At 65.5% G+C, this 22,357-nt stretch carries 22 protein-coding genes; 17 read left to right on the forward strand and 5 right to left on the reverse strand.

Annotation, left to right across the window (positions count from 1 at the left end; translation table 11 throughout):
* The first annotated feature begins 307 nt into the window (after positions 1–307).
* From ACXAD2_RS04180 to ACXAD2_RS04195, 4 genes are all read left to right on the forward strand, one after another.
* Positions 308–1,363 carry a hemin-degrading factor gene (locus ACXAD2_RS04180; protein WP_475167271.1) on the forward strand — a complete coding sequence of 352 codons (1,056 nt, stop codon included), beginning with the start codon at positions 308–310 and terminating at the stop codon, positions 1,361–1,363.
* Between the two features lie 74 nt (positions 1,364–1,437).
* On the forward strand, positions 1,438–2,244 hold the full coding sequence (locus tag ACXAD2_RS04185) for a heme/hemin ABC transporter substrate-binding protein (protein ID WP_475168184.1): 807 nt from the start codon (positions 1,438–1,440) through the stop codon (positions 2,242–2,244).
* A 1-nt stretch (position 2,245) separates the two neighbouring features.
* Entirely contained in the window at positions 2,246–3,313 is a 1,068-nt protein-coding gene (locus tag ACXAD2_RS04190; protein WP_475167273.1) for a FecCD family ABC transporter permease, read from the forward strand.
* A 3-nt stretch (positions 3,314–3,316) separates the two neighbouring features.
* Positions 3,317–4,102, forward strand: coding sequence for a heme ABC transporter ATP-binding protein (locus ACXAD2_RS04195; protein WP_475167275.1), 786 nt, complete (start codon positions 3,317–3,319; stop codon positions 4,100–4,102).
* Positions 4,103–4,112: 10 nt separating this feature from the next.
* Here the strand turns inward: ACXAD2_RS04195 and ACXAD2_RS04200 are convergent, their stop codons facing one another.
* Complete coding sequence (locus ACXAD2_RS04200) at positions 4,113–4,745, reverse strand: TetR/AcrR family transcriptional regulator (protein WP_475167278.1); 633 nt, start codon at positions 4,743–4,745, stop codon at positions 4,113–4,115.
* Between the two features lie 167 nt (positions 4,746–4,912).
* Between ACXAD2_RS04200 and ACXAD2_RS04205 the strand changes: the two genes are divergently transcribed.
* Genes ACXAD2_RS04205 through ACXAD2_RS04220 form a run of 4 tightly spaced genes read left to right on the forward strand, consistent with a single transcriptional unit; the run spans position 4,913 to position 9,226 of the window.
* Positions 4,913–7,033: a TonB-dependent siderophore receptor gene (locus ACXAD2_RS04205; protein ID WP_475167281.1), complete on the forward strand. Its 2,121-nt coding sequence runs from the start codon at positions 4,913–4,915 to the stop codon at positions 7,031–7,033.
* Positions 7,030–8,112 carry an ABC transporter substrate-binding protein gene (locus ACXAD2_RS04210; RefSeq protein ID WP_475167283.1) on the forward strand — a complete coding sequence of 361 codons (1,083 nt, stop codon included), beginning with the start codon at positions 7,030–7,032 and terminating at the stop codon, positions 8,110–8,112. The genes ACXAD2_RS04205 and ACXAD2_RS04210 overlap by 4 nt, the downstream gene beginning before the upstream one ends.
* Positions 8,112–8,582, forward strand: a complete 471-nt coding sequence (locus ACXAD2_RS04215; protein ID WP_475167286.1) for a hypothetical protein — start codon at positions 8,112–8,114, stop codon at positions 8,580–8,582. The genes ACXAD2_RS04210 and ACXAD2_RS04215 overlap by 1 nt, the downstream gene beginning before the upstream one ends.
* Positions 8,579–9,226 carry a siderophore-interacting protein gene (locus tag ACXAD2_RS04220; protein ID WP_475167288.1) on the forward strand — a complete coding sequence of 216 codons (648 nt, stop codon included), beginning with the start codon at positions 8,579–8,581 and terminating at the stop codon, positions 9,224–9,226. Before ACXAD2_RS04215 ends, ACXAD2_RS04220 begins: the two co-directional genes overlap by 4 nt.
* A 62-nt stretch (positions 9,227–9,288) precedes the next feature.
* On the opposite strand, the gene ACXAD2_RS04225 is transcribed toward ACXAD2_RS04220, so the two are convergent.
* Positions 9,289–9,678 carry a hypothetical protein gene (locus ACXAD2_RS04225; protein WP_475167290.1) on the reverse strand — a complete coding sequence of 130 codons (390 nt, stop codon included), beginning with the start codon at positions 9,676–9,678 and terminating at the stop codon, positions 9,289–9,291.
* On the opposite strand from ACXAD2_RS04225, the gene ACXAD2_RS04230 reads away from it, so the two are divergent.
* Positions 9,670–9,879, forward strand: a complete 210-nt coding sequence (locus ACXAD2_RS04230) for a hypothetical protein (protein WP_475167293.1) — start codon at positions 9,670–9,672, stop codon at positions 9,877–9,879. The two genes, ACXAD2_RS04225 and ACXAD2_RS04230, sit on opposite strands and share 9 nt — an antisense overlap.
* Here ACXAD2_RS04230 and ACXAD2_RS04235 read toward each other — a convergent pair.
* Together ACXAD2_RS04235 and ACXAD2_RS04240 are read right to left on the reverse strand one after the other, a co-directional pair.
* On the reverse strand, positions 9,857–11,782 hold the full coding sequence (locus ACXAD2_RS04235; protein ID WP_475167294.1) for a TonB-dependent receptor domain-containing protein: 1,926 nt from the start codon (positions 11,780–11,782) through the stop codon (positions 9,857–9,859). The genes ACXAD2_RS04230 and ACXAD2_RS04235 overlap by 23 nt on opposite strands.
* A gap of 172 nt (positions 11,783–11,954) precedes the next feature.
* Positions 11,955–12,212, reverse strand: coding sequence for a hypothetical protein (locus ACXAD2_RS04240; protein ID WP_475167295.1), 258 nt, complete (start codon positions 12,210–12,212; stop codon positions 11,955–11,957).
* Between ACXAD2_RS04240 and ACXAD2_RS04245 the strand changes: the two genes are divergently transcribed.
* The 6 genes from ACXAD2_RS04245 (at position 12,211) to ACXAD2_RS04270 (ending at position 17,331) form a co-directional block, all read left to right on the forward strand.
* Positions 12,211–12,405 carry a hypothetical protein gene (locus ACXAD2_RS04245; RefSeq protein WP_475167298.1) on the forward strand — a complete coding sequence of 65 codons (195 nt, stop codon included), beginning with the start codon at positions 12,211–12,213 and terminating at the stop codon, positions 12,403–12,405. The two genes, ACXAD2_RS04240 and ACXAD2_RS04245, sit on opposite strands and share 2 nt — an antisense overlap.
* 204 nt (positions 12,406–12,609) lie before the next feature.
* A complete protein-coding gene (locus tag ACXAD2_RS04250; protein ID WP_475167302.1) occupies positions 12,610–13,527 on the forward strand; it encodes a siderophore ABC transporter substrate-binding protein in 918 nt (305 codons plus the stop codon).
* An 11-nt stretch (positions 13,528–13,538) separates the two neighbouring features.
* Positions 13,539–14,492, forward strand: coding sequence for an iron chelate uptake ABC transporter family permease subunit (locus ACXAD2_RS04255; RefSeq protein ID WP_475168189.1), 954 nt, complete (start codon positions 13,539–13,541; stop codon positions 14,490–14,492).
* Positions 14,485–15,426, forward strand: coding sequence for an iron chelate uptake ABC transporter family permease subunit (locus ACXAD2_RS04260; RefSeq protein WP_475167305.1), 942 nt, complete (start codon positions 14,485–14,487; stop codon positions 15,424–15,426). Before ACXAD2_RS04255 ends, ACXAD2_RS04260 begins: the two co-directional genes overlap by 8 nt.
* Complete coding sequence (locus ACXAD2_RS04265) at positions 15,423–16,178, forward strand: iron ABC transporter ATP-binding protein (protein WP_475167308.1); 756 nt, start codon at positions 15,423–15,425, stop codon at positions 16,176–16,178. The genes ACXAD2_RS04260 and ACXAD2_RS04265 overlap by 4 nt, the downstream gene beginning before the upstream one ends.
* Before the next feature lie 148 nt (positions 16,179–16,326).
* A complete protein-coding gene (locus ACXAD2_RS04270; RefSeq protein WP_475167310.1) occupies positions 16,327–17,331 on the forward strand; it encodes a siderophore-interacting protein in 1,005 nt (334 codons plus the stop codon).
* 37 nt (positions 17,332–17,368) lie between these two features.
* Here the strand turns inward: ACXAD2_RS04270 and ACXAD2_RS04275 are convergent, their stop codons facing one another.
* The gene (locus ACXAD2_RS04275) at positions 17,369–18,163 is read right to left on the reverse strand and encodes an IclR family transcriptional regulator (protein WP_475167316.1); all 795 of its coding nucleotides are present in this window, start codon (positions 18,161–18,163) and stop codon (positions 17,369–17,371) included.
* A 284-nt stretch (positions 18,164–18,447) separates the two neighbouring features.
* Here ACXAD2_RS04275 and ACXAD2_RS04280 point away from each other — a divergent pair, with 284 nt between their 5' ends.
* A complete protein-coding gene (locus ACXAD2_RS04280; RefSeq protein ID WP_475167320.1) occupies positions 18,448–20,490 on the forward strand; it encodes a TonB-dependent receptor in 2,043 nt (680 codons plus the stop codon).
* Positions 20,491–20,900: 410 nt separating this feature from the next.
* Positions 20,901–22,214: an NtaA/DmoA family FMN-dependent monooxygenase gene (locus ACXAD2_RS04285; RefSeq protein ID WP_475167326.1), complete on the forward strand. Its 1,314-nt coding sequence runs from the start codon at positions 20,901–20,903 to the stop codon at positions 22,212–22,214.
* Positions 22,215–22,357: the final 143 nt, after the last annotated feature.

The following is a 22,357-nucleotide window of genomic DNA, read 5'->3' on the forward strand; positions in this document are numbered from 1 at the left end:
GTTTTGGGGATCTCGCTTGCACATACATTCGGAACTGTCGTCCTGAACGCTGTCAGCTGGCGCTTTCAGAGGGTTAGGCCAGGCCAGAACTAAAAGTCAAGTGATTAAGTCAGGAATTTGATCCTGTCCTGCTGCCGCCTCTCAATACGGCATTCTCTGGCTTCCCTTAGGGGACATCGACGCGCATCTTGCGCCCTCACGTTTACCTGAGTAGATACATCAAGAATATTTGCTTATCCTTGCTCCAGCCAATGCACCTGCGGGTGCGAGCCAGACACCGCGTCCACCCATGGCCAGGAGTGACTACATGGCTCAGAACTCGCCGCTATCCGCGCAGGACATCCGCACCGCGCGTCTCGAAAAATCCAATCTGCGCGAGCGTGATCTGGCCGAGCAGCTGGGCATCAGCGAAGCGCAACTGATGGCTGCGCATGTCGGCCATGGCGTCACCCGGATTACTGCCGATCCCGACAAGCTGATGACCGCTGCTGAACGGCTGGGCGAGGTCATGGCACTGACAAGGACCCCTTCGTGCGTGCATGAAAAGGTCGGTCGCTACGCCAATTACCACTCCGGTGAGCACGCCTCGATGGTGCTCAACGAAGAGATCGATCTGCGCATCTTCCCGCGCCACTGGGCGCATGGCTTTGCGCTTGACCACCAGACAGACAAAGGGCTCCGCCGGGCGCTGCTGGTGTTCGATGCCGCAGGCGATGCGGTCCATAAGATCCACATGCGCGACAGCTCGGACCACGGCGCATGGGAGGCGGTGGTGGCCGATCTCGCGCTCGAGACGCAGGACGACACGCTGCAGACCGAACCGCGCGAGGCACCGGAGCCCGCGAAGTCCCGGCCCGACCGCGCAGACGAATTGCGTGCGAACTGGGACAAGCTGACCGACACACACCAGTTCCTGATGATGGTCAGCCGCATGAAGATGAACCGGCTCGGCGCGTATCGCATTGCCGGAGCTCCCTACGTCCGCCCTGTGGCACCGCAAAGCCTTGAGGCCCTGTTCACCGAGCTTTCGGCGAAACAGGTGCCGGTCATGATCTTCGTCGGCAATCAGGGCTGTATCCAGATTCACTCTGGTCCGGTCACCAATATCAAGATGATGGGGCCGTGGCTGAACGTGCTGGACCCGGGCTTTGACATGCATCTGCGCAGCGATCATGTCGCCGAGGTCTGGGAAGTTCACAAGCCGACGCGCCGCGGCATGGCGGTGTCGATCGAAGCCTTCGATGCCGAGGGCAGGATCATTCTGCAGATCTTCGGCGTGCGTAAACCTCAGGACCGAGCGGCAGAGTTCGAGGCCATCGCCGCCGCCCTGCCCGAAGCCGCGCCCGCAGAGGTGATGTCGTGAGCGCCGCGCTCTCTCGCCTTCGAGCGGCCCTTTTTGCCGGTGCTGCTTGGGCCGTGCTGGCGCTGCCCCTGCTGATGGCCAGTGCGTTGCAGGCCCAGGAGCCGCAGCGCATCGTCTCGATCGGCGGCGCGGTGACCGAGATCGTCTACGCCCTTGGCGAGCAGGACCGTTTGGTGGCCCGCGACACCACGTCGAATTTCCCCGCCGAGGTGACGCAACTGCCCGACATCGGCTACATCCGGCGCCTGTCGCCAGAGGGTGTGCTGTCGGTGAACCCCTCGCTCATCCTCACCGAGGAAGGCGCGGGCCCGCCCGAAGCCGTCGAATTGCTCGAAGCCGCCAGCATCGAGTTCGCGGAAATCCCCGAAGGCTATGACCGCGAGGCCGTGCTGACCAAGATTTACCACGTCGCCGAGGTTCTGGGCGTGCCCGAGAAGGGCGAGGCTCTGGCTGCCGATGTGGCCGCCGATCTGGATGAGGCGGCAGAGATCGCAGCCAAGGAAGCGGCTGGCGCGCCGCGCCGGGTGCTCTTCGTGCTGTCGATGCAGGGCGGGCGCATCATGGCGGGCGGCACCGACACCGCCGCGGACGGGATCATTCGCCTTGCTGGCGGGGTGAATGCCGTCACCGACTTCGAGGGTTACAAGCCGCTGTCCGACGAGGCCATCATTGCCGCCGCTCCTGACGTGATCCTGATGATGGCGCGGGGCGGCGACATGGGCGTCAGCGACGAAGACCTGTTTGCGCAGCCCGCCATCCTCTCGACGCCCGCAGGCGAGAGCCACTCGGTGTTGCGCATGGATGGGATGAAGATGCTCGGCTTCGGACCGCGCACCGCCGAGGCGGTCGTAGAATTGGCCCGCGCGCTGGCAGGTGGCTGAGATGGTTGCGATCCACCCCGAGGCCCATGCGGCAGGTGATCGGCGCAAACTGGCGCGCTCGACAAGTTGGGTGCTGGTGGCGCTGCTGCTGGCGACCGCTTGGGCAAGCCTTGCCGTGGGCGCTTCGGGCGTGTCGCTGCCTGCCGCAATCGGCGATCTTCTGGCTGGGCGCGAGATCGAGGCGCGCACGCGGATCATCCTGTGGGACATCCGCCTGCCGCGGCTCCTGACCGGCATGATGGTGGGGGCGTCGCTGGCCGTGGCCGGGGCTGTCCTGCAAGGGCTGTTCCGCAACCCGCTGGCCGACCCTGGCCTTGTCGGGGTCAGCGCCGGAGCGGGGCTTGGCGCAATTTCGGCGATCGTTCTGGGCGGGCTTTTGCCGCTGGGGCTTTCCGGGGTCTTCGGCCCGGCGCTGGTGCCGGTGATGGCCTTTGCCGGCAGCTGGCTTTCGGTCAGCGTGCTGTATCTTATCGCGACGCGCGGCGGGCGCACCTCGGTGGCCACCATGCTGCTTGGCGGGATTGCCCTTGCCGCGATGACGGCGGCCTTCTCCGGACTGCTGATCTACATCGCCGACGACCAGCAGCTGCGCGACCTGACGTTCTGGAGCCTCGGCTCGCTCGCCGGGTCTTCGTGGAGCAGGACGCTTTATGCCGCGCCCTTGATGCTGACGGCGCTCGTCGCCGCCCCGGCCCTCGCGCGCGGATTGAACGCGCTGGCCCTGGGCGAGTCGGCGGCGCATCATCTGGGCATCCCGGTGCAGCGGCTGAAAACCTTGGCGATCCTCGTCGTCGCGGCCGCCGTTGGCGCGGCCACCGCGATTTCGGGGGGCATCGGCTTTGTCGGCATCGTCGTGCCGCATCTGCTGCGGCTCGCCACCGGCCCTGAACACCGTGCCCTGCTGATCAACTCTGCGCTGCTCGGCGCCAGCCTGCTGCTCATCGCCGATGTGATCAGCCGCAGTATCGTCGCGCCCAGCGAACTGCCAATCGGCATCATCACGGCGGTGGTCGGCGGACCGTTCTTTCTGTGGATCCTGCTGCGCCGCCGCGCCAGCCTGGAGATCTGAACGATGCTCGACGCCCGCGACATTACCGTGGCCTATGGTCACCGCCGCGTCCTCGACCGCGTGACCTTCCGCGCCGCCCCCGGCGCGCTGACGGCCATTGTCGGGCCGAACGGATCGGGCAAGACAACGCTGCTGCGCGCCATGACCGGCGATCTGAACTATGCGGGACGCATTGTGCTGGGCGGCGAGGATCTCTCGACGATCCCGGTCTGGCGGCTGGCGCTGCGGCGCGCGGTGCTCTCTCAATTCACCCCGCTGGCGTTTCCGTTCACCGTGGCCGAGGTCGTGGGGCTGGGCCAAATCCGCACAGGTCCCGGCAGCGCAGCCGATCTCACGCCGCGCGCGCTGGCGCGGGTCGGCCTGAGCGGTTACGCAAGCCGTCCCTATCAAGAGCTGTCCGGCGGCGAGCAGCAGCGCGTTCAGCTTGCCCGCGTCCTGTGCCAGGTGTGGGAGCCGGTCGAGGCCGGTGAGGCCCGCTGGCTGTTCCTCGACGAACCGGTCTCGAGCCTCGATATCGCGCATCAGCTGCAGGTCATGCAGATCGCCCGGGACTTTGCCGACGCCGGCGGCGGGGTGGTGGCGATCATGCATGATCTCAACCTCACGGCGATGTTCGCCGACAGTGTCGCACTCCTCGCCGAGGGGCGTCTGCTCGAACAGGCCAGCCCAGAGGCGCTGCTGCGCGACGAGCTGCTGTCGCGCGCCTATGGGTGCAGCCTCCGCGTGAGCACTCCGCCGCCCAGCGGTCCCTATGTGCTGCCGCATGCAGCACGGCTTGGAACCGCCTGAGCGGCCCACATCAAGGTCGCGCAGCGCCCGCCACAAACAGCCGCCATGCGCGATCAAACCACGCGGTGCGCACCGCGTCATCCGCAAGCGCGGTTGCGCCCATAAGCGCATCATTGCTTGGCCCCAGAACAACGGCTGCAAGCAGTTGCTGCGCGACGAAGCCGGGGTCGGGCGCATGCAGTGCCCCCACCTCATGCGCCCGTGCGATGGCGTCGGTCAGCCGCGGCGTGAACGGGTCGTCCTGCACCAGCGGACGGGCGCGCATCGCCTCGATGAAGGCCTCGCGCTTCAGCGCCAGAAGTTCCTCATCAAGGTTGGCATCCAGAAACCAGCGCGCGAGGTGGCGCACCCGCTCCAGAGGATCGTCCGGGCTCTGCGCGTCGGTCTCCTCGAACCAGGCGAGCGTGCGCTGGCGCGCCTTCTCGGCGACGACGGCGAACAGATCTTCCTTGGTGGAAAAGCGGCGATAGAGCGTGTCCTTGCCGATGCCGCAGGCGGCGATCACCTGCTCCATCGTTGTGGACGCAAAGCCTTGGCTGATGAACAGATGGCGGGCGGCGCCTTCGATCTCTGCGGCGAGGCGTTCGGCCTCTTCCTTCGTGGGGCGGCCTCCGCGCGGCTTACGCTTTGTCTTCGTGGTCAACATCCGGGTCCGAATAGTGCATCTGAGTGGCCGACATTATGGGCAGCATTGCAACTCCGCGGCAAGCTGATGACGTTCCCAAGTAAATTCATCGGAATTTATCTGGACGCATACGTCCCGTTCTTGCTACAGCCTCTGACGGGACAATGACTCGTGGAGACGGAAAGATGGTGGGCAAGGCCGCGACGCTGACGGTTGCAATTGGCTGCGTGGCGACAGCCGCGACAGCGCAGGAGTTTGATCTCGGCACGATCGTGATTGAGGCAGACGTGGCCGATACGTCGGCCTCATACGCGCTTCCCGAAATGCGCTCGGCCAGCAAGACCGACACGCCCGTGGTCGAAACGCCGCAATCTCTGACCGTGCTCACCCGCAAACAGTTCGACGATCAGAACACACAGACCGTCGGCCAGGCGCTGCGCTACACCTCCGGTGTGCTTTCCGAGATCGACGCCTCGACCCGCTATGACAGCGTCTTCTTGCGCGGCTTTGGCGGCTTCGGCACGGCCTCGCAATTCGTCGGCTTCCTCGACGGTCTGAGGCTGCCGCGCGGACAGGGCTTCGCGCAGACCGCGGTGGACCCTTTCTTGCTTGACCGGGTGGACGTGCTGAAGGGGCCGTCGGCGCTGCTCTATGGCCAGTCGAGCCCCGGCGGGCTGGTCAATATGGTCAGCCGCAGCCCTGACGGCAGCACCGGCGGTGAGGCGCGGCTGGAGTTCGGCAGCTACGGCCGGGTGCAGGCCGGTCTCGCGCAGCAGGGAACGCTGAACGAAGACGGCACGCTGCAATACAGTCTCTCGGCCATGGGCCGCGGCGCTGGCTCTCGCTACGACGACGTCGATGAACAGCGCTACGCCATCGCCCCAACCTTGGTCTGGCAACCCAGCGAGCGCACCCGGCTCAGTCTTGGCGGCTATTGGCAAAAAGACCCAGAGGGCGGCTATTTCAACTCCACTTATCCCATCGATCTTGCCCCTGCCTTCGAGGACGAGCTTGATCGTGACCTGAACATGGGCGATCCCGATTTCAACTCCTTCTCCCGCGAGCAATGGGGCGTGCAGGCCGGGATCGAGCACGGGTTCACCCCTGCGCTGACGCTCCGCTCAAAAATGCGCTACGGCGGTGTCGATGCCGAGATGCAAGGGATCCAGTTCGCCGGCGCGATCACCGATGACGGCGTGCTCAACCGTCTGGCCGTCGCCTCGGACGAGGCGGTGCGGGCGTTTGCCTGGGACACCAACCTTGAATATGCCGCCAGCATCGGTGCCGTCGATCACCGACTGCTTGCCGGTGCCGACCTGCAATGGAACGAGAGCGACTGGCAGTATGACTATACGCTCGCCCCGTCTCTCGACGTGACCGACCCTGTCTATACCGGTGTTTCCGGCCCCTTCTACCCGCTGACAGACAGCCTGCAGACCATGCGCCAAAAGGGCCTCTACCTGTCGGACCAGATGGCCTTTGACCGCTTTCGCGCGGTGATCGGCGCGCGCTATGACTGGCTGGAGACGGAAAGCGAAAACCGCCTGACCGGCACCACCACCAAGCAAGACGCCGAGGCGGCCTCTTGGCGTGCGGCGCTGCTGTATCACTTCGACAATGGCGTTGCGCCCTATCTCAGCTATGCCACCTCCTTCGAGCCGGTGATCGGCGTCGATGCCTCGGGCGATCCGTTCGAGCCGACCCGGGCAAAGCAATGGGAGCTGGGCGTGAAGTTTCAGCCGCAGGGCATGGACGCGCTGTTCACCTTCGCAGCCTTCGACATCCGGCAAGAGAACGTGCAGACCCCTGCCGATATCGCCGGGTTCTACGAGCAGACCGGCGAAGTCCGCTCGCGCGGGCTGGAGTTTGAGGCACGCGGCGCGGTGACATCGCAGTTCGACCTGATCGCCGCACTGACACTGCTCGACACGACCGTGAGCAAGTCGAACGACGAGAGCATCGAAGGCAACCGACCGCAGGCGGTTCCCGAGTACTTCGGCTCGATCTGGGGCAATTACGCTTTCGCCGGCACGCTCGACGGGCTCGAGATGGGCGGCGGCCTGCGCTTCGTGGGGGAAAGCTATGGCGATGATGCCAACACGCTGAAGGCCGACGCCTACACTTTGGTGGACCTTGCGCTGCGCTACGATCTTGGTGCGCACAGCCCCGCGCTGACCGGGCTCGAAGCCACTCTTAACGTGCGTAACCTGCTGGACGAGACCTATTATTCGAGCTGCAGCTACGACATCTACTGCCAGTACGGCGAGGGCCGGGTGATCACCGCGGGTCTGCGCAAGACATGGTGACCCGCAGGCAAATGATCGGCGGGGGCGCGGCGTTTCTCGCAGCGCCCCGGCACGCGCTGGCAGACGGCATCGAAACCGCGGATGTGCTCGGCACCCCGGTTTCCTTGCCACGGCGACCGCAGCGCATCGTGCTGCTCGACGCGACCGACATCCTGTCGATGGCGGCGCTGCTGCCCGATCCGGCAGAGCGGGTGGTCGGCTGGGCCAGCGCCGGGCGGCTCGATCTGGGCGCAATGACAGAACGTCTCGCGCCCTCGCTGCCGGAGGTGGGCAAGCTGTCGCCCGACACCGTTTCGGTGGAAAGCGTGTTGGCGCTCGAACCCGATCTCGTCGTCGCAAGCGCCTATATGCTGCCGCCGCAGGGATCGCCCCTGGCCGAGATCCTGCGCGCATCCGGCATTCCGATCGCCTGGACCAGCGGCCACAACGGCGCGCTGTCGCCCGAGTTGTCGTTGCGGCGGGCCATGGCGTTCTGGGGCGCCGTTCTGGGCGAGGAGCGCCGCGCCGCTCAGATCACCGACCTCGGGCTCGGACGTTTCGAGGCGGTGCGCGCCTGCGCCTCCGGTTCCGATCGTCCGCGGGTCTACATGGAGGTCATGTCCACCGTCGACGACTGCTGCTGGGGGGCCGGGCGTGCGTTCTGGGGCGACCTCATTGAGATGGCGGGCGGCGAGCTTCTGGCCGCGTCCGAGGGCTGGAGCGGTAAATTCTCGAACGAAGGGCTGATCGCGCTGGAGCCTGAGGTCTATGTCGCGACCGGCGGCGGCTTCGCGCCGGATCTGCAGCCGGGCATTGCGCCGGGACTGGACCCAGCCGCCGGACGCGCGGGCCTGCGCCGGGTCGCGTCCCGCATCGCGCTGTCTGGCGCGCCGGCGCTGCGCGACGGGCGTGTCCACGGCATATGGTCCGGACTCGTCACCTCTCCTCTGCTGGTGCCGCTGCTTGCCGAATGCCTCGGACGCTGGCTGCAACCCGGCGGCTGTGCGCCGCTTGACCCCGCCAAGACACTTGCGGATCTCAACCGCTTTTTCGCCCACCCGCTGCAAGGGCCGCTCTGGCTGTCCCTCGGAGAAGACTGATGCTCAAGGCACATGCCAGGATCGCGTTCCCAGCCGCCGCCGATTACTTTCCCACCATCCTGGAGGCCCTCGAAGCGCACAAACTGCCGGTGCACCGGCTGAGCGAAACCGAGGCGCGTGCCGGAGAAGGCGCGGAAATCAGGCTGAAACTCAGCGAGGACCGGCTCGATGTGAGCATTGCCTGCGCCGACGGCGCGATGCTGAACTCGCTGCGCTACTCGGTGACCAGCCTGATCGACTTCAACGCCCGCGATGCGGCGCCACATGTGATCTGGCAGGGGGATACGGCGGGCGAAACGCTTCCGGCTGACCTGCAGGTGCTGCGCGTGGACGCCACCGAAGCGCTCAACCGCAACACGCGGCGCATCTGGTTCGCCGGGGGGATTTGTCGCGCTACGACACCGTTGCGCAGCTGCATTGCCGGCTGCTGTTCAAATCCGGGCGTGGCATGCCGCAACATTGGCCCATGATGACCGACGAGGGGCGCATCCGCTGGCCCGAGGGGCGCGCGCTGCTCGATACGCGGGTCTATACCATCCGCGCGGTCGACCTCGAGGCGGGGCGTGTGGCGATCGATTTTCACCTCGGCCACACCGGCGGCCCGGCCACCAGGTGGGCGCGCGATGCCGAACCAGGCGATGGCGTCGGGTTCATAGGCCCCGCCGCGCAGGGCCTTTTGCCGGCGCAGTTCCATGTCTTCGCCGGAGATGAGACCGGCCTGCCGGGGATCGCAAGATGCGTCGAAGCCCTCGCACCCGCTGCGCGAGGCGTGGCGCTGATTGAGGTGGATGGCCCGGAAGACCGGCAGGAGATCACATCGCCGCTCGGCGTCGAGCTGCGCTGGCTCTATCGCAACGGCGCCGCCCCGGGGACCACGCCGCTGCTTGCCGATGCCTTCAACGCGATTGTCTGGCCCGATGACCTGACGGGCGCCGCGCTCTGGTGCGGTGCGGAACGCGACGCCTTCGTGGCGATCCTGCGCCGCGCGCGCGCACTTGGCGTGCCGCGCGAGAATATCGTGGCCTTCGCGCATTGGCGGCGCGGCATGAGCGAGCCAGAGATTGCCGCGGCGGGCAGCAGTGCGGTCCGCGACACAGAGCCATCTTCGACCTGAGCCGGCCCAGAGCAATCAGAGCGTAAAGTGCGCCGCCGAGGCGTGTGCCCCTCTCAGGCTCTTCACTCGGGAAAGGCACGCCTGCATTGCGAGGCCTTGCCGCGATACGCGCTCTGCTCCTGTAGCAGCGCGGCCTCTAGGCGCCGCAGCTTCGCGCGTTCTTCGGCGACGTCGATCGGCACGGCCTGCTCGCGGGGCCCCGGATCCGAGGCAACACAGCTGGTGACCCCGCCATAGCGGTAATAGCCGCCGTAATAGCCCGAGCAGAACCCGACGGTCGCTCTGGAACGGGTGACATGCACCGCATAGCCGCGGTCGATGTTCCCGCGTGCGACCTCGATGCGCTCTTCGAGATTGCGAACCCGCGCCCCCGCGCGGTCGAGACATTGTTCCTGAGGCGTGGCGCAGCCCATGACGACAAGCGGCAGGGCAAGCAACATGCGATGGTTCATCATCTCCTCCTCATCGAAGATGCAACGCTCTGGAAAGCCTACGGGCTTTCCCGCCCAAGTGAAGAATTTTCAGACCAAAATGCCATTTTCGTGATCACCGACAGCGCCGCAAAGGCGCTGCCGGAAAGGCGGCCGAGCGAGAGGGAATCCGCCGCGGCCGCCCGTTTCAACCTCACCCTCAGAAGCGGTAGCGTGCGGTGAGCGAGAAGGTCCGGCCCGGCTCGGTCAGGGCGACCACGCGATCCACGTAGTCGATCCCGTCAGAGCTGCGGCTCGAATAGGTCTCGTCAAAGAGGTTGTCCACATCGAGCCTGATCTCAAGCCCTTCGACCCCGCGCGGCGTGTAGCTGGCGTAGAGGTTCACAACCTCATAGCCAGGCAGGTCCACCTCGGTGTCGGTGTTCTCCAGCGCGACCTCCGCCGTGCCGCCAAAGCGCCATTGATCATTCGCGGCAAAACCGGCCTCAAGCGCGAAGATATGGCCGACCGGACGGCCAAGGTAATAAGAGGTCGAGCCGATGGTCTCTTCGTCCAGTTCCACATTCGCATAGGTGTAATTCAGGCGCGCGAAGCCCTGATCGGCGGTATAGCCGACCGAGCCCTCGAAGCCCTTGGAGACCAGATCGCTCTGCGCGCCGCGGTCACCGCCGGTGGGCAGGACCGAGGTGATGTCGTCCACCTGCGTGTAGAAAAGCGCGCCGCTTGCCTCCCACGGGCCGCTGCCGTAGCGCAGGCCCAGACGCGCCGCTTTCGACCGCGACGGGATGAAGTCGTCGTAGGTCCAGTCGGTGCGGTAGTTGACCAGCGCCGCCTCGCCAAGCGCAAAGCCCCCCCATGTCGAGGCCACACCGGCGTTCAGTGTCCAGGCGTCGCTCAGGATCACGTCCACCGCGCCATTGACGCTGAAGCCGCCCTCTTCGAACTTGTCGCCGTTTGCCGCATCGAACCACTGATAATCGTAGCGCGCGCCATAGCTGACCGAAACCCGGTCGCTGACGTCCTGCCGGGCTTGCGCGAAGAAGCCGAGATCAAAGACCTGCTCGTCGCCGCCCGTGCCGGTGGCGGCCTCGCCGTCGGCGGTCTCATCAAAGAAATCGATCCCGGCGGTCAGCGTACCGCCCGAGATATCGAAGACGTTCTTCGCCGTGCCCGACAGGCTGGTGTTGATGCCTTCAACATCGCCGACGTCGACTTCCTGCTCGTTGTAGGTCAGGCGCAGCGTCGGCGCCAAAACGCCTTGCGGTGCCTCGTCGGTGTAGGTCAGCGTGTAGGAACTGCGGCGGGCATAGCCCTCCATGATCTCGGTGTCGCGCCCGATGACCGAGGCGAAGTCGGGACGGATGAACCCGCTTTGCCCGGCGCGGTCGCCGATATCCTCGGTCTGCGAGGCCGAGAAGGTCAGGCGCTTGCCGGTTTCGCTGGTGTACCCCAGTTTGACGATCCCGTCCGTGAGGTCGGCACCGGTGCCGGTGATCTCGTCACCGTCGCCATCCTCGTAGTCGTCGCCCTCCTGCTTGGTGCCGCTGAGCAGCCACTCAAAGCCACCCTGTTGTCCGAAGAGTGCCAGCGACGTGCGCCAGCCCGCGCCATTGTTGCCATAGGTCAGGCTGGTGAGCCCGCCAAATGCCTCACCGGGCTCGAGCAGGTCGCGCGCGTCCTTGGTGGTATAGGCGATCGCCCCGGCCAGCGCGCCCTGCCCCGCGTCTGCGGGCGCGAGCCCCTCGCTGACCTCGACCGACTTCAGCAAGAACGGATCAAGCAGCACGTTGCCGGTGTGGTGGAACGCCCCTTTGTTCTGCCGCGCGCCGTCGATGGTCACCGACAGCAGGCTTTCCTCGATACCGTTGACAAAGACCTTCTGCGCGATCGCCGCGCCGCCGCTTGCGGTGATCGAGGACTCGCCCGCAAAGACGTCTTTCACCGTCGCGGGGTTGCGGGCTTCGATCTCCTCCTCGGTGATCTCGGCATTGCCAAGCAGGCTTTGTGCTTCGGCCGACTCGATGCGGATCGTGCCAAGGAATAGCTCGCTGGCATCCTGTGCGGCTGCGCCACTTGCGCAAAATGCGGTTGTCAGGAGCGCAATGCCCCGTGCGGTTCTCGCCATATGTGGCTGTCCTCCGGATAGCTCTTATCGGGCTGGCTGGACCGCGCTCGGGACAGGTCTGGCTGAGTAACCCAGCGTTACCTGACTCTTTTACTTGGATCAACTTCCGATCACGCATCCGAGAGCCGCAGTGGCGTCATGTCGCAACATCACGCGGGTTGTTGCTGAAAACTTAGCAACCCAAGAGCTTTGCCCGAAGTGGCCGCGCGCGCCGGTCGCCTGCGCCAAAGGTTGCGCCATCTGAAATGGCAAACCCGAGTGTTTCGCTCTTGATTTTATCTCCAAGCAAATCACTCAAGTATATGTTTTTATTGCTTTTTCTCTTGCAGCGCAGATCGACCCGACCTATATGGTTTTTTGTGGAAAGCAAGCAAGCGAGACGCCAGCGAGCCATCCCGCCAGACAGCAGCCACTCGAAGGAGAAAGCCATGTCCACTGCTTGCAAAGCCTGTGCATTCTATGAAGACCACGTTGCAAACTCGTCGCACGAACTCCCCGATGCGGGCCTGTGCCGCGCCAACCCGCCGGTGAACCAGCTTGACGCTGACAGCCGCGGCTTCTGGCCGGTCGTCAAGGCAACCGACTGGTGCGGTAAGTTTGCCAACACCTTCGCAGCAGAATAATCTGCAGCATACGACAAGCGTCGCGAGGCAGCCTTCGGGCTGCCTTTTGCGTTTCTGGGGCATGGATTGGAAAATCCGCCGAAATCTTGACTAAATTGAGCGGGATCAAGTTGCGGTCCGTTGGTCCATCCCTTTACCTAGGCAGGGAATGCGGAGCCGACCACACCGGTGTAGCCACGCGACATTTGAACAGCGAGTTGCCCCATGCGCAGATTTCTCTTCGCAGGCCTGATGGTCTCTCTGATGGTCCCCGGCCTCAGCGCCAGCCCCGCTCTTTCGGCAGACGTGACGATGTCCACCGCCACCGGCGACGCCACCGTTTCCGCGAGCCCAGAAACGCTGGTGGTTTTCGATCCCGCCGCCATTGATACGCTGCAGGCGCTTGAGGTGCCCATCGATGGCGTTCCTTCGCCGCTCTATCTCGAAAGCCTCGCGCCCGCAGCGGCACAGGCCGAGGTGGTGGGCACCCTCTTCGAGCCCGACTTCGAGGCGCTGGCAATCCTGCAGCCCGACCTGATCATCATCGGCGGGCGCAGTTCTACGCAGGGCGAGCCGCTGTCGCAGATCGCGCCGGTCATCGACATGACGATCTGGGGCGAGCATCTGGTGGATCAGGCCAAGGCGCGTATCGCCGCCTACGGCACGCTGTTTGGCATCGAAGACCGGGCCGAGACCCTGACCGCCGCGCTCGACGAGAAGATCGAGGCGGCGCAAGCTGCCACCGAGGGCAAGGGCAACGCGCTGATCCTGCTGACCAACGGCGGAAAGATCTCGGCCTATGGCGTCAATAGCCGCTTTGGCTGGTTGCATGAAACGCTCGGCCTTCCCGAAGCGCATCCCGAGCTTGATGCCGAAACGCATGGGCAGTCGGTGTCTTTCGAGTTCGTTGCCGAGACCGACCCGGAGTGGCTGCTGGTGATCGACCGCGGCGCGGCGGTCGGACAGGGCGGCGAAGCTGCCGCAGCGACCCTCGACAATCCGATCATGGAGCGCACGCGGGCGATGCAATCCGGTCAGGTGGTCTATCTCGACGCCGGGCCTCTTTACATCGCGGGGGGCGGGGCCGCCTCGATGATGCACACGCTTGACGAGATGATTGCCGCTTTCGGTGCAAAGGACTGATCTTGATCCGCCTGCCGCTCTGGCCCGTTCTGCTCGTATCGCTTCTGGCGTTGAGCCTGCTCAGCCTCGCCATTGGTGCGGGATCGCTGCTGTCCGAGAATGGCGGGGCCTGGCTGCTGATGGTCAGCCGGGTGCCGCGCACCGCCGCGGCGCTGCTGGCCGGGGCCGGTCTGGCGCTGGCCGGGGTGGTGGTGCAGCAATCGGTGCAGAACCGACTGGTCGAACCCTCGCTCATCGGCACGCCAGAGGCCGGGATGCTCGGCCTGCTGGCGGTGACGTTGATCGCGCCGGGCATGGCCATCGCGGGCAAGATGGTCTTTGCCGCATTGGCGGCGCTGGTGGGCATGATCGGATTTCTGGCGCTGGCGGCGCGGGTCCCGCGCGAGGACCCTATGCTGCTGCCGATCGTCGGGCTGATCTATGGCGGCATTCTCTATGCCGTCGGCATCTGGCTGGCCTGGACGACCGACCTGATGCAGTACCTTGGGACATGGCGGCTCGGAGAGTTTTCCGGCGTCATGCAAGGGCGTTACGAATGGCTCTGGGGGGTCGCGGCGCTGGCGGTGCTGCTCTATGTGATTGCCGACAGGATAACCCTGCTGGGGCTCGGCGAGGCGCAGGCGCGCAGCCTCGGGCTGGACTATGCGCGCACCCGCTCTCTGGGGCTGGTCATCGTCGCGGCGATCACCGCGCTGGTTCTGGTCACGGTCGGCAGCTTTCCGTTCGTCGGGCTCATTGCGCCCAATCTCGTCTCGCGCTGGCGCGGCGACAACCTGCGCGCCAATCTGCCGCTGATCGCTGCCTGTGGCGGGCTGATGATGCTGTCCGCCGATGTGATCGGTCGGTTGTTGCGCTACCCGTTTGAGATCCCCGCTGCCACCGTGGTTTCGGTGTTTGGCGCGGCGGTCTTTCTGTGGCTGCTCTACGCCGCCCCCCGCAAGAAAGCGCCCGCACACAATGGCTGAGCGGCGGGTGACATGGCTGGCGCTGGCCCTGATGCTGGCGAGCGCGGGATTTCTGGCGTGGCAATTGCGCGGACCGATGGCGTTTATCCTCGAGCTGCGGGCGGTGAAACTTGGTGCGCTGATCTGCGTCGGAGCCGCCACCGGGGCGGCCACGGTGATGTTTCAGACCATCGCGATGAACCGGTTACTGACGCCGGGGATCGTCGGCATCGACGCGCTGTTCGTTCTGTTCCAGACCTTGCTGGTGGCCGCGCTCGGCGGGCTTGGCGCGGCGCAGATCCACGGCGCGCTGCGCTTCGTGCTCGAGACCGCGGTGCTGATGACGGCCACCGGCGCGCTTTTCGGCCTGCTGCTGCGCAAGGGAGCGGGCGATGTGACGCGGATGATCCTGACCGGTGTGATCCTTGGCATGATGCTGCGCGGTCTCGCCGAGATGGTTCAGCGGATGCTCGATCCCTCCGAGTTTTCGGTCGTGCAGCAAGCGCTCTTCGCCAGTTTCGGGCGCGTCGACACCGGCCAGCTGGCCGCCGCCGGGGGGCTCATGGTGATCGCCCTGTGGCTGGCGCAGCGCATGGCTCCGGCGCTGGATGTGGCGACGCTGGGGCGCGACACGGCGCGCGGGCTCGGGCTTGACCACGACCGACTGGTCCGGCGCGCGCTGCTGCTGGTGGCCGGGCTGGTCTCGGTCTCGACCGCGCTGGTGGGCCCGCTGACCTTTCTCGGCCTGCTTTCCGCCAGCCTCGCCCGGCAGATCACCGACACCCATCGCCACGCGGTGCTGCTGCCGGTGTCGGCGCTGATCGGCGCGCTGATCCTCGTCGCCGGGCAATTCGTCTTCGAACGGCTGCTGTCCAGCGAATCCGCGCTTGCGGTCGTGGTGGAGTTCTTCGGCGGGATTCTCTTTCTTGTTCTCGTGCTGAGGCGCCGCAGATGATCGATATCCAGTCCCTCGACTACCACGCAGGCGACGCGCATATCCTGAAGGATGTGACACTGACCTTGCGTCGCGGCGGGATCACCGCGCTGATCGGACCCAATGGCGCGGGCAAGTCCAGCTTGCTGCACTGCATCGCTGGCCTGACCGTCCCGAGCGCCGGGCGCGTCTCGATCGATGGCAACGACCCTTTCGCCATCCCGGCGCGGCAACGCGCGCAGACCGTCGCGCTGCTGCAACAATCCCCGACCGTGGTAAGCCGGCTGCGGGTGCGCGAGCTTGTGGCCTTCGGGCGCTGGCCGCACCATCAGGGACGCAGCACCGCCGAGGATGCGCGGCTGGTAGAGGCCGCAATGGCCGCCTTCGGCCTGCGCGATCTGGCGGAGCGTCCGCTCGAAACCCTGTCGGGCGGTCAGCGGCAGCGCGCCTTCATCGCGATGACCTACGCGCAGGACACGCCGTGGATGCTGCTCGACGAGCCTCTCAACGCGCTCGACCCGCGGCACGCCCGAGACCTGATGGCCCGGCTGCACGAGATTTCCCGCTCAGATGCGCGCAGCATCGTCATCGTGCTGCATGACATCAATGCCGCGGCGGGCTGGGCGGATCGCATCGTTGCCATGAAGGACGGACGGGTGGTGGCCCATGACGACAGCCGCGCCCTGCTTACACCTGCGACGCTGGGAGATGTCTTCGACACAAGGTTCGATGTGTTGAGCCACGATGGTCGCCCGGTGGTGGTGGCGCGCTAAAGACAGGCAAAAGGATCTCCTCCGGCGCTGCGCGCAGCAGAGTCCCGGCGTAATTCTTGATTGTTTTTATCGAATTTCTTACCCTGCCACCGACCGACGCCCGCACATTGGCACCGAGACGGTCGGCATTCATCTTACGAGGACAGTCATGCTCAGCGCCAACGCCCAACTCGACGTCGAGGTTTCGCAAGCGTTCACGAGGTTCAAGCAGGTTGCCAACGCCTCGCAATTGCCGATGTCCGAAGAGCACGGGACGCTCTGCATCACCCTGCCCCGCGCCACGCTGACGGTGCGGGCCGAGGCGGGCGCCACAGCGCTGGAGGTCAGCAGCCCCGACGAAGTTGGTCTGCAACTGGTGCGGGACATGATCGCCGAGCGTGTCAGCGCGCAGGGGCTTACAGTGCATTGGCGCGGCGTCGAGGTTGGCCGCCAACCCGGAAACCAATCGCGGGCGCGCGTGCGCTCGGTCGAGCGGCTGTCGCCCTCCTACACCCGGGTGCAGATCGTCGGCCCGCAACTGGCGCGGTTCGCCGAAGGCGCGCTGCACTTCCGGCTTCTCTTCGGGCCCGAAGGCGCAGCATGGCCCGCGACCGACGCGAACGGCGTCACGCAATGGCCCGGCGGGATCGAGGCTTGGCATCGTCCGGTCTACACGACCCGCGAGATCGAGGTCGCTGGCGACGAGACCCGCATCGTCTTTGACGTCTTCCGCCACGACGGCGGCCGCGTCACCGATTGGACGGACCGCGTAGAGCTGGGAACCGAGGTCGCGATGACCGGACCCGGCGGCGGCAAAATGCCCGCCCCGGCGCGCTGGATGGCATTTGTCGGGGATGAAACCGCGGTGCCGGTGATCGCCCGTATCCTCGCCGCAATACCCGCGGACGTGCAGGGCGAGGCGGTGCTTTTCGTTCCCGAAGCGGCGGACATTCAAGAGCTTCCGCGTCCAGCGGGCGTCACGCTGCGCTGGGTTTTGCGCAATGAGGCCCTGTCTCCGCTGGAGGCGCTGCACGGACTGGCCCTGCCCGCAGAGGACCGCTTTGTGTTCTTCGCGGCAGAGAAATCCGAGGCGCTGGCTGCACGTGAATGGCTGAGCGCGCAAGGGCTGGCACGGGGCGAATACGCCGCGGCCTCTTATTGGACGCGGCCCTGACGCCAGCAACTGACCCGACGCCGGACAAAGCGGGCGCTTAGCGCCCGTCGATCCGCCCCGCCGTCGCTTTGCTCAGGGTCAGCGCGACCTCGCGTAGATCGCGCCCGACGGCATCGGTGACTTCATCGCCGAGGTTGGCCACCGTGGTCATCACGCAGGCGATCTCGCCCTGCGGGTCGAACACCGGCACCGCCTGACCCGCGACATGCGGCAATAGATGGCCCTTGAGCTCGCACCAGCTTGTCGCGCGCACCTCGGCCAGCACATCGGACGCAGGTCGGGATCCGCGAAAGCTCTTGGGCTGCGAGTTGCGCGCGCGGGCGATGCGATCCTCGGGCAGGAAAGCCTGGAACATCAGACCGCAGGCGGAATTGTCGAGCGGCAGCACATCCCCCAGCGCCAGCGAATTGATCGAGAAGACAGCGCTGCGATACCAGCGCACCAGCGTCGGGCCGCGCTCGGTCCAGATCGCGACCCCGGCGCTGGCCGCCGTACGTTCGGCAAATTGCTTCATCTCGCTGGCGGCCAGTTCCACCGGATCGAGACGCCGCAGCGCCGCCACGCCGACGCCCAACGCCAGAGGGCCGAGATCGTAGTGCCCGCTTGCCGGATCCTGCACCGCCAGTTCCTCGCGCACGAGGCTCTGCAAGTAGCGGTGGGCCATCGAGCCCGAGGTGCCCGCCCGTTTGGCGATAACCCCCAGCGCCAGCGGGCCGGAGGCATTGGCCAAAACCCGCAGAAACCCGGCGGCGGTCGAGACTGATTGGATCGTGCCTGCCTTGCGGTGATCGCTTGGCGCGGTGGCGATCTCGTCTGGCGCCTCGTTCTGCATCAAATGTCCTTCGTTCTGGTGGCCCTGCACGGCATCCGAAGCCGCAGAGTGGTCGTGCGGACGCTAGCCGCAGGCGCAGGGCGGATCAATCCACCGGCCCGAGTGCGATCCCGCAACAGTATCCGAGTGATTTTGTCTATTTAATATTGCTCTGCAGTATTCATCATGCAATGAGGAATAAATGCGGCTGTCCGAGCCACGCGCCCTCGCGCGTCCCATCCTGATCGCCAAGACCCGGATCCTCCCAAGCCACGCGGCCGCACCGACCAATGATGGGGACAGATATGAAAACGAAAAGCAGATTGCTTGGCGGCATCGCGCATGGGGCGCTCGTGCTCGGGATGGCGCATCCGGCGCTCGCGCAACAGAGCGGCTACGACCTTGGAATGATCCTGCTCACCGGTGAAAAGGACGCCAAAACCATCGAGAGCACCGCGACCTCGGTGCAGGTGATCACCGGCGATGAGGTGAAACCGCAGAGCGGCGACATCAGCGAGGCGCTGAAGACCGTTCCGAACCTGCTCGACGTCGGCACTGGCGTCGCACCGACGATCCGCGGCATCGAGAGCCAGGGCGCGCAGGAAGGCGCGGTCGCCTTCTTCGCGGGCACGACGCCGCGCGCCACGGTCAATGTCGATGGGCACTACCAGAACTACTATGAATATGTGAACGGCGGCACCAGCCTGTGGGACATCGACACGGTCGAGGTTTACCGCGGCCCGCAGACCACCAAGCAGGGTGCCAACTCGATCGCCGGCGCCACGATCGTCAACACCAAGGACCCGACCTTCGAGCCGGAAGCCGCGGCGCAACTGCTGGGCGGCAGCTACAACACCCGCCGTGCTTCGGTGGCGCTGAGCGGACAGGTCGCATCCGATATCGCGATGCGTTTTTCGGCCGACTACTTCTCACGCGACAATTACGTCGAGGTGAAAGATGCCGAGGGCGACGGCGGTGACACCAACCGCGATTTCGAGAGCCAGACATATCGCGCAAAGCTGCTGTGGGCCCCCTCGGATCTGCCCGGCTTCGAGGCCAAGCTGACCTACGCGCATGTGGACAGCAACGAGCCCACCAGCGAGAGCGTCCCCTTCCCCTACAATGGCGATCTGGAAAGCAGCGACTACGGTCCCACGCTGCATGTGATCTCTGACAGTGTAATTGCCGACGTCAGCCACGACTTCGGCAATGGCATCACCCTGTCGAACCAGCTCAGCTATGGCGAGTCGGTCTATGACCGTACCCTCGAGGAGTATGAAGACGGCACCGCCCATGTGGAATCGGACGGCTGGACCAACGAGCTGCGCGCGAATTTCGGCGACGCCCTCGATCCGGTCAGCGGCGTTGTCGGGCTGTTCTATTCGCAGACCGATCAGGCGGATGACATCTACATCACCTACAACGGCAACGGCGGGCAGAGCTTCTTTGACAACGACAAGACCAGCACCGGCCTTTACGGCGAGCTGACCTGGCGCCCGGCAGAGCGGCTGTCGGTGACCGGCGGGCTGCGCTTCCAGCACGACGAGATCGCCCGCAGCGGCACCTATGAGAGCTACCTTTTCGGCACCACGAACCCTGTGGATTACGACGAGGACTTCGATGCCATTCTGCCCAGCCTCGGCCTTGCCTACGCGGTGACCGACGACACCACTGTCGGCGTCTCGGTGGCCAAGGGTTACAACCCCGGCGGCAGCGGCATCAACTTCATCACCAGCGACTACTATGAATACGACGAAGAGACGGTCTGGACCTATGAGGCCTACGCCCGAAGCTCGCTGCTGAACGACCGGCTGTTCCTGACCGCGAACCTGTTCTACAGCGACTACCGCGATCAGCAAATCTACTCCAGCCGCACCACCTATAACGCCGAGCGCGCCGAGACCTATGGCCTTGAGCTGGCCGCCGATTATCAGGCCACCGATACACTGCGGCTGACCGCTGGCATGGGGCTGCTGCGCACCGAGATCCTCGAGTTCGACGATGTGCCGAGCCTTGAGGGCAACGAGTTGAGCCGCGCCCCGCATGGGACCTTCAGCCTTGGGGCGAGCTGGGATGTGACCGACCGCCTCACCGTGGGCGGCGATGTGCGCCACGTCACCGGCTATTATTCGGATGCCGACAACACCAGCGACTACGAGGTCGATCCCTATACGGTGGCCAACCTCTCGGCGAGCTATGATCTCAATGATCAGTTCGAGCTCTATGGCTATGTGAACAATGTCTTCGACGAGAACGAGGTCACTTGGGTGCGCAGCGCCACGGGCAGCGCCTCGGCCCGGGTCACCGATCCGCGGATGATTGGCGTCGGCGTGCGCATGCAGTTCTGAGCCGCAGCGCCGCACAAAAACGAAACGGGCCCACATGCGTGGGCTCGTTTTCGTCTGCCCGGTGGCACTGCGCGCCGGTCAGTTTGCCGCCCAGCTGCGCACCGCTTCAAGTGCGTGTTCGGCGCTGGCGATAGGCGGCGTCGAAACCTTGGCGCTACCGATATAGGCCTCCGCCGTCTCGGGGCGCGCGCCGCGGCCCCTATCAAAGCTGTAGACCGGCGCCAGCACGCCCGCGTCATCGGCATATGACGGCGCGAAGGGAGGGAAGCTATCCGATTGAGAAGCTGAGGGACAAAGCCTTGAGAACGTATCGCACCAAGGAACGCGCTTCGAATTGCAAAACCTGCATTCCACAGTAAAACCGTCAACAATCCAAACCCTCCCAAGTTCCGCGCAGAAAGGCGACCCCGGTGGCCCCCATCCAAAAACAGCTGCATATCGGCATGACCCTCGCGCCCACCTGGCTCTCGGGGGATGCGTGGCGGCGCGCGGACAGCCAAGTGGAACGCCTGTCGGACCCGCGCTTTTTCATCGAACTGGCGCAGCGCGCCGAGGCGGCGCATCTCGACTTCGTCTTCCGCCCCGACAGCCTCGGCGCGCCGCCGCCGGGCATGGCAAAGCTTCCCGGTGGCAGCGGCTCGGACCCGACCTTGCTGATGACGCTGCTGGCCGGGCACACCTCGCACATCGGGCTTTTGACCACCGCTTCGACCACCTTTTTCCCGCCCTATATCCTCGCCCGCGCGCTGATGACGCTGCATTGGCTCTCGGGCGGGCGCGCCGGGTGGAACATCGTCACCAGCCTCGACGGTCAGCGCAATTTCGGCCTCGCGCAGATGCCAAGCGCCGACGAACGGTATGCCAGCGCCGCCGAAGCGGTGCAGGTGATCCGCGCGCTCTGGCAGACCTGCCCAAACGGCTCTGCACTCATAGATCGCAGCGCGGGGCTTTATGACAGCGCGACCATTGCCGAGCCGATCAATTTCGAGGGTGCCTATCACCAGGTCGAAGGCCCGCTGGGCGCCATGGGGCATCCCGCCCCATTGCCGCTGTTTCAGGCCGGGGCCTCTGACATCGGGCGCAATTTTGCCGCGGGCATCGCTGACGGGACCTTTGCGGCCTGCCCCGACAAAGCGACCGCCATCGAGTTGCGCGCCGACCTGCGCCGCCGCGCCGAGGCGCAGGGACGACCCGCCGATGCGGTGCGCGTGATGCCGGGGCTGAGCCTGTTCCTTGCCGCCTCAGAGGCCGAAGCGCGGGAGCTTTACCGCGAGACCCATGCCGGCACGAGCCGGGCGCAGAAACTCGCCAAGCTGACAGCGATGATCGGGCTTGATCTCTCGGACTGGGAGGGCAGCCGCCGGATCACCGCCGACGATCTGCCGCCGCTGGCGCAAGGCGTGCGCAGCCGCACCCACGCCGAACTGCTGCACCGCAAGATCGCCCGATCCGAACCGACCCTCGACGCGTTGCTCGAAGCGCCCGAGGTGCTGGGCTCGGCTCATTGGCAGGTTATCGGCACGCCCGGGCAAGCCATCGACGCCATTCGGGATTGGGCCGATGCGGGCGCTCTGGACGGCTTTATTCTCTTCCCCGGCGGCTCGGTGCCCTGCCTTGATCTTGCGCTTTCCACCATTCCCTCCGCGCTGGCCGAGGACGGGCGGTTCCGTGACGGCTATGAGGGCAGTGACTTTGCCTCACACCTCGGTGTCGCAAAGCAGTAGTTCGAAACGCCGACGATCCGGATGTGCTTCGGATGAGGTCGAATTATGCAAGAGTATTGCGTGATTGGATGAAACGGCCTTAGGCAGCACCCCAAGATCAGCTCTCCGAGCGGATTTCGGGGCTGCAGGCCGGCACTTTTGTA

The organism is Salipiger sp. ABN3_019 (assembly GCF_056158605.1).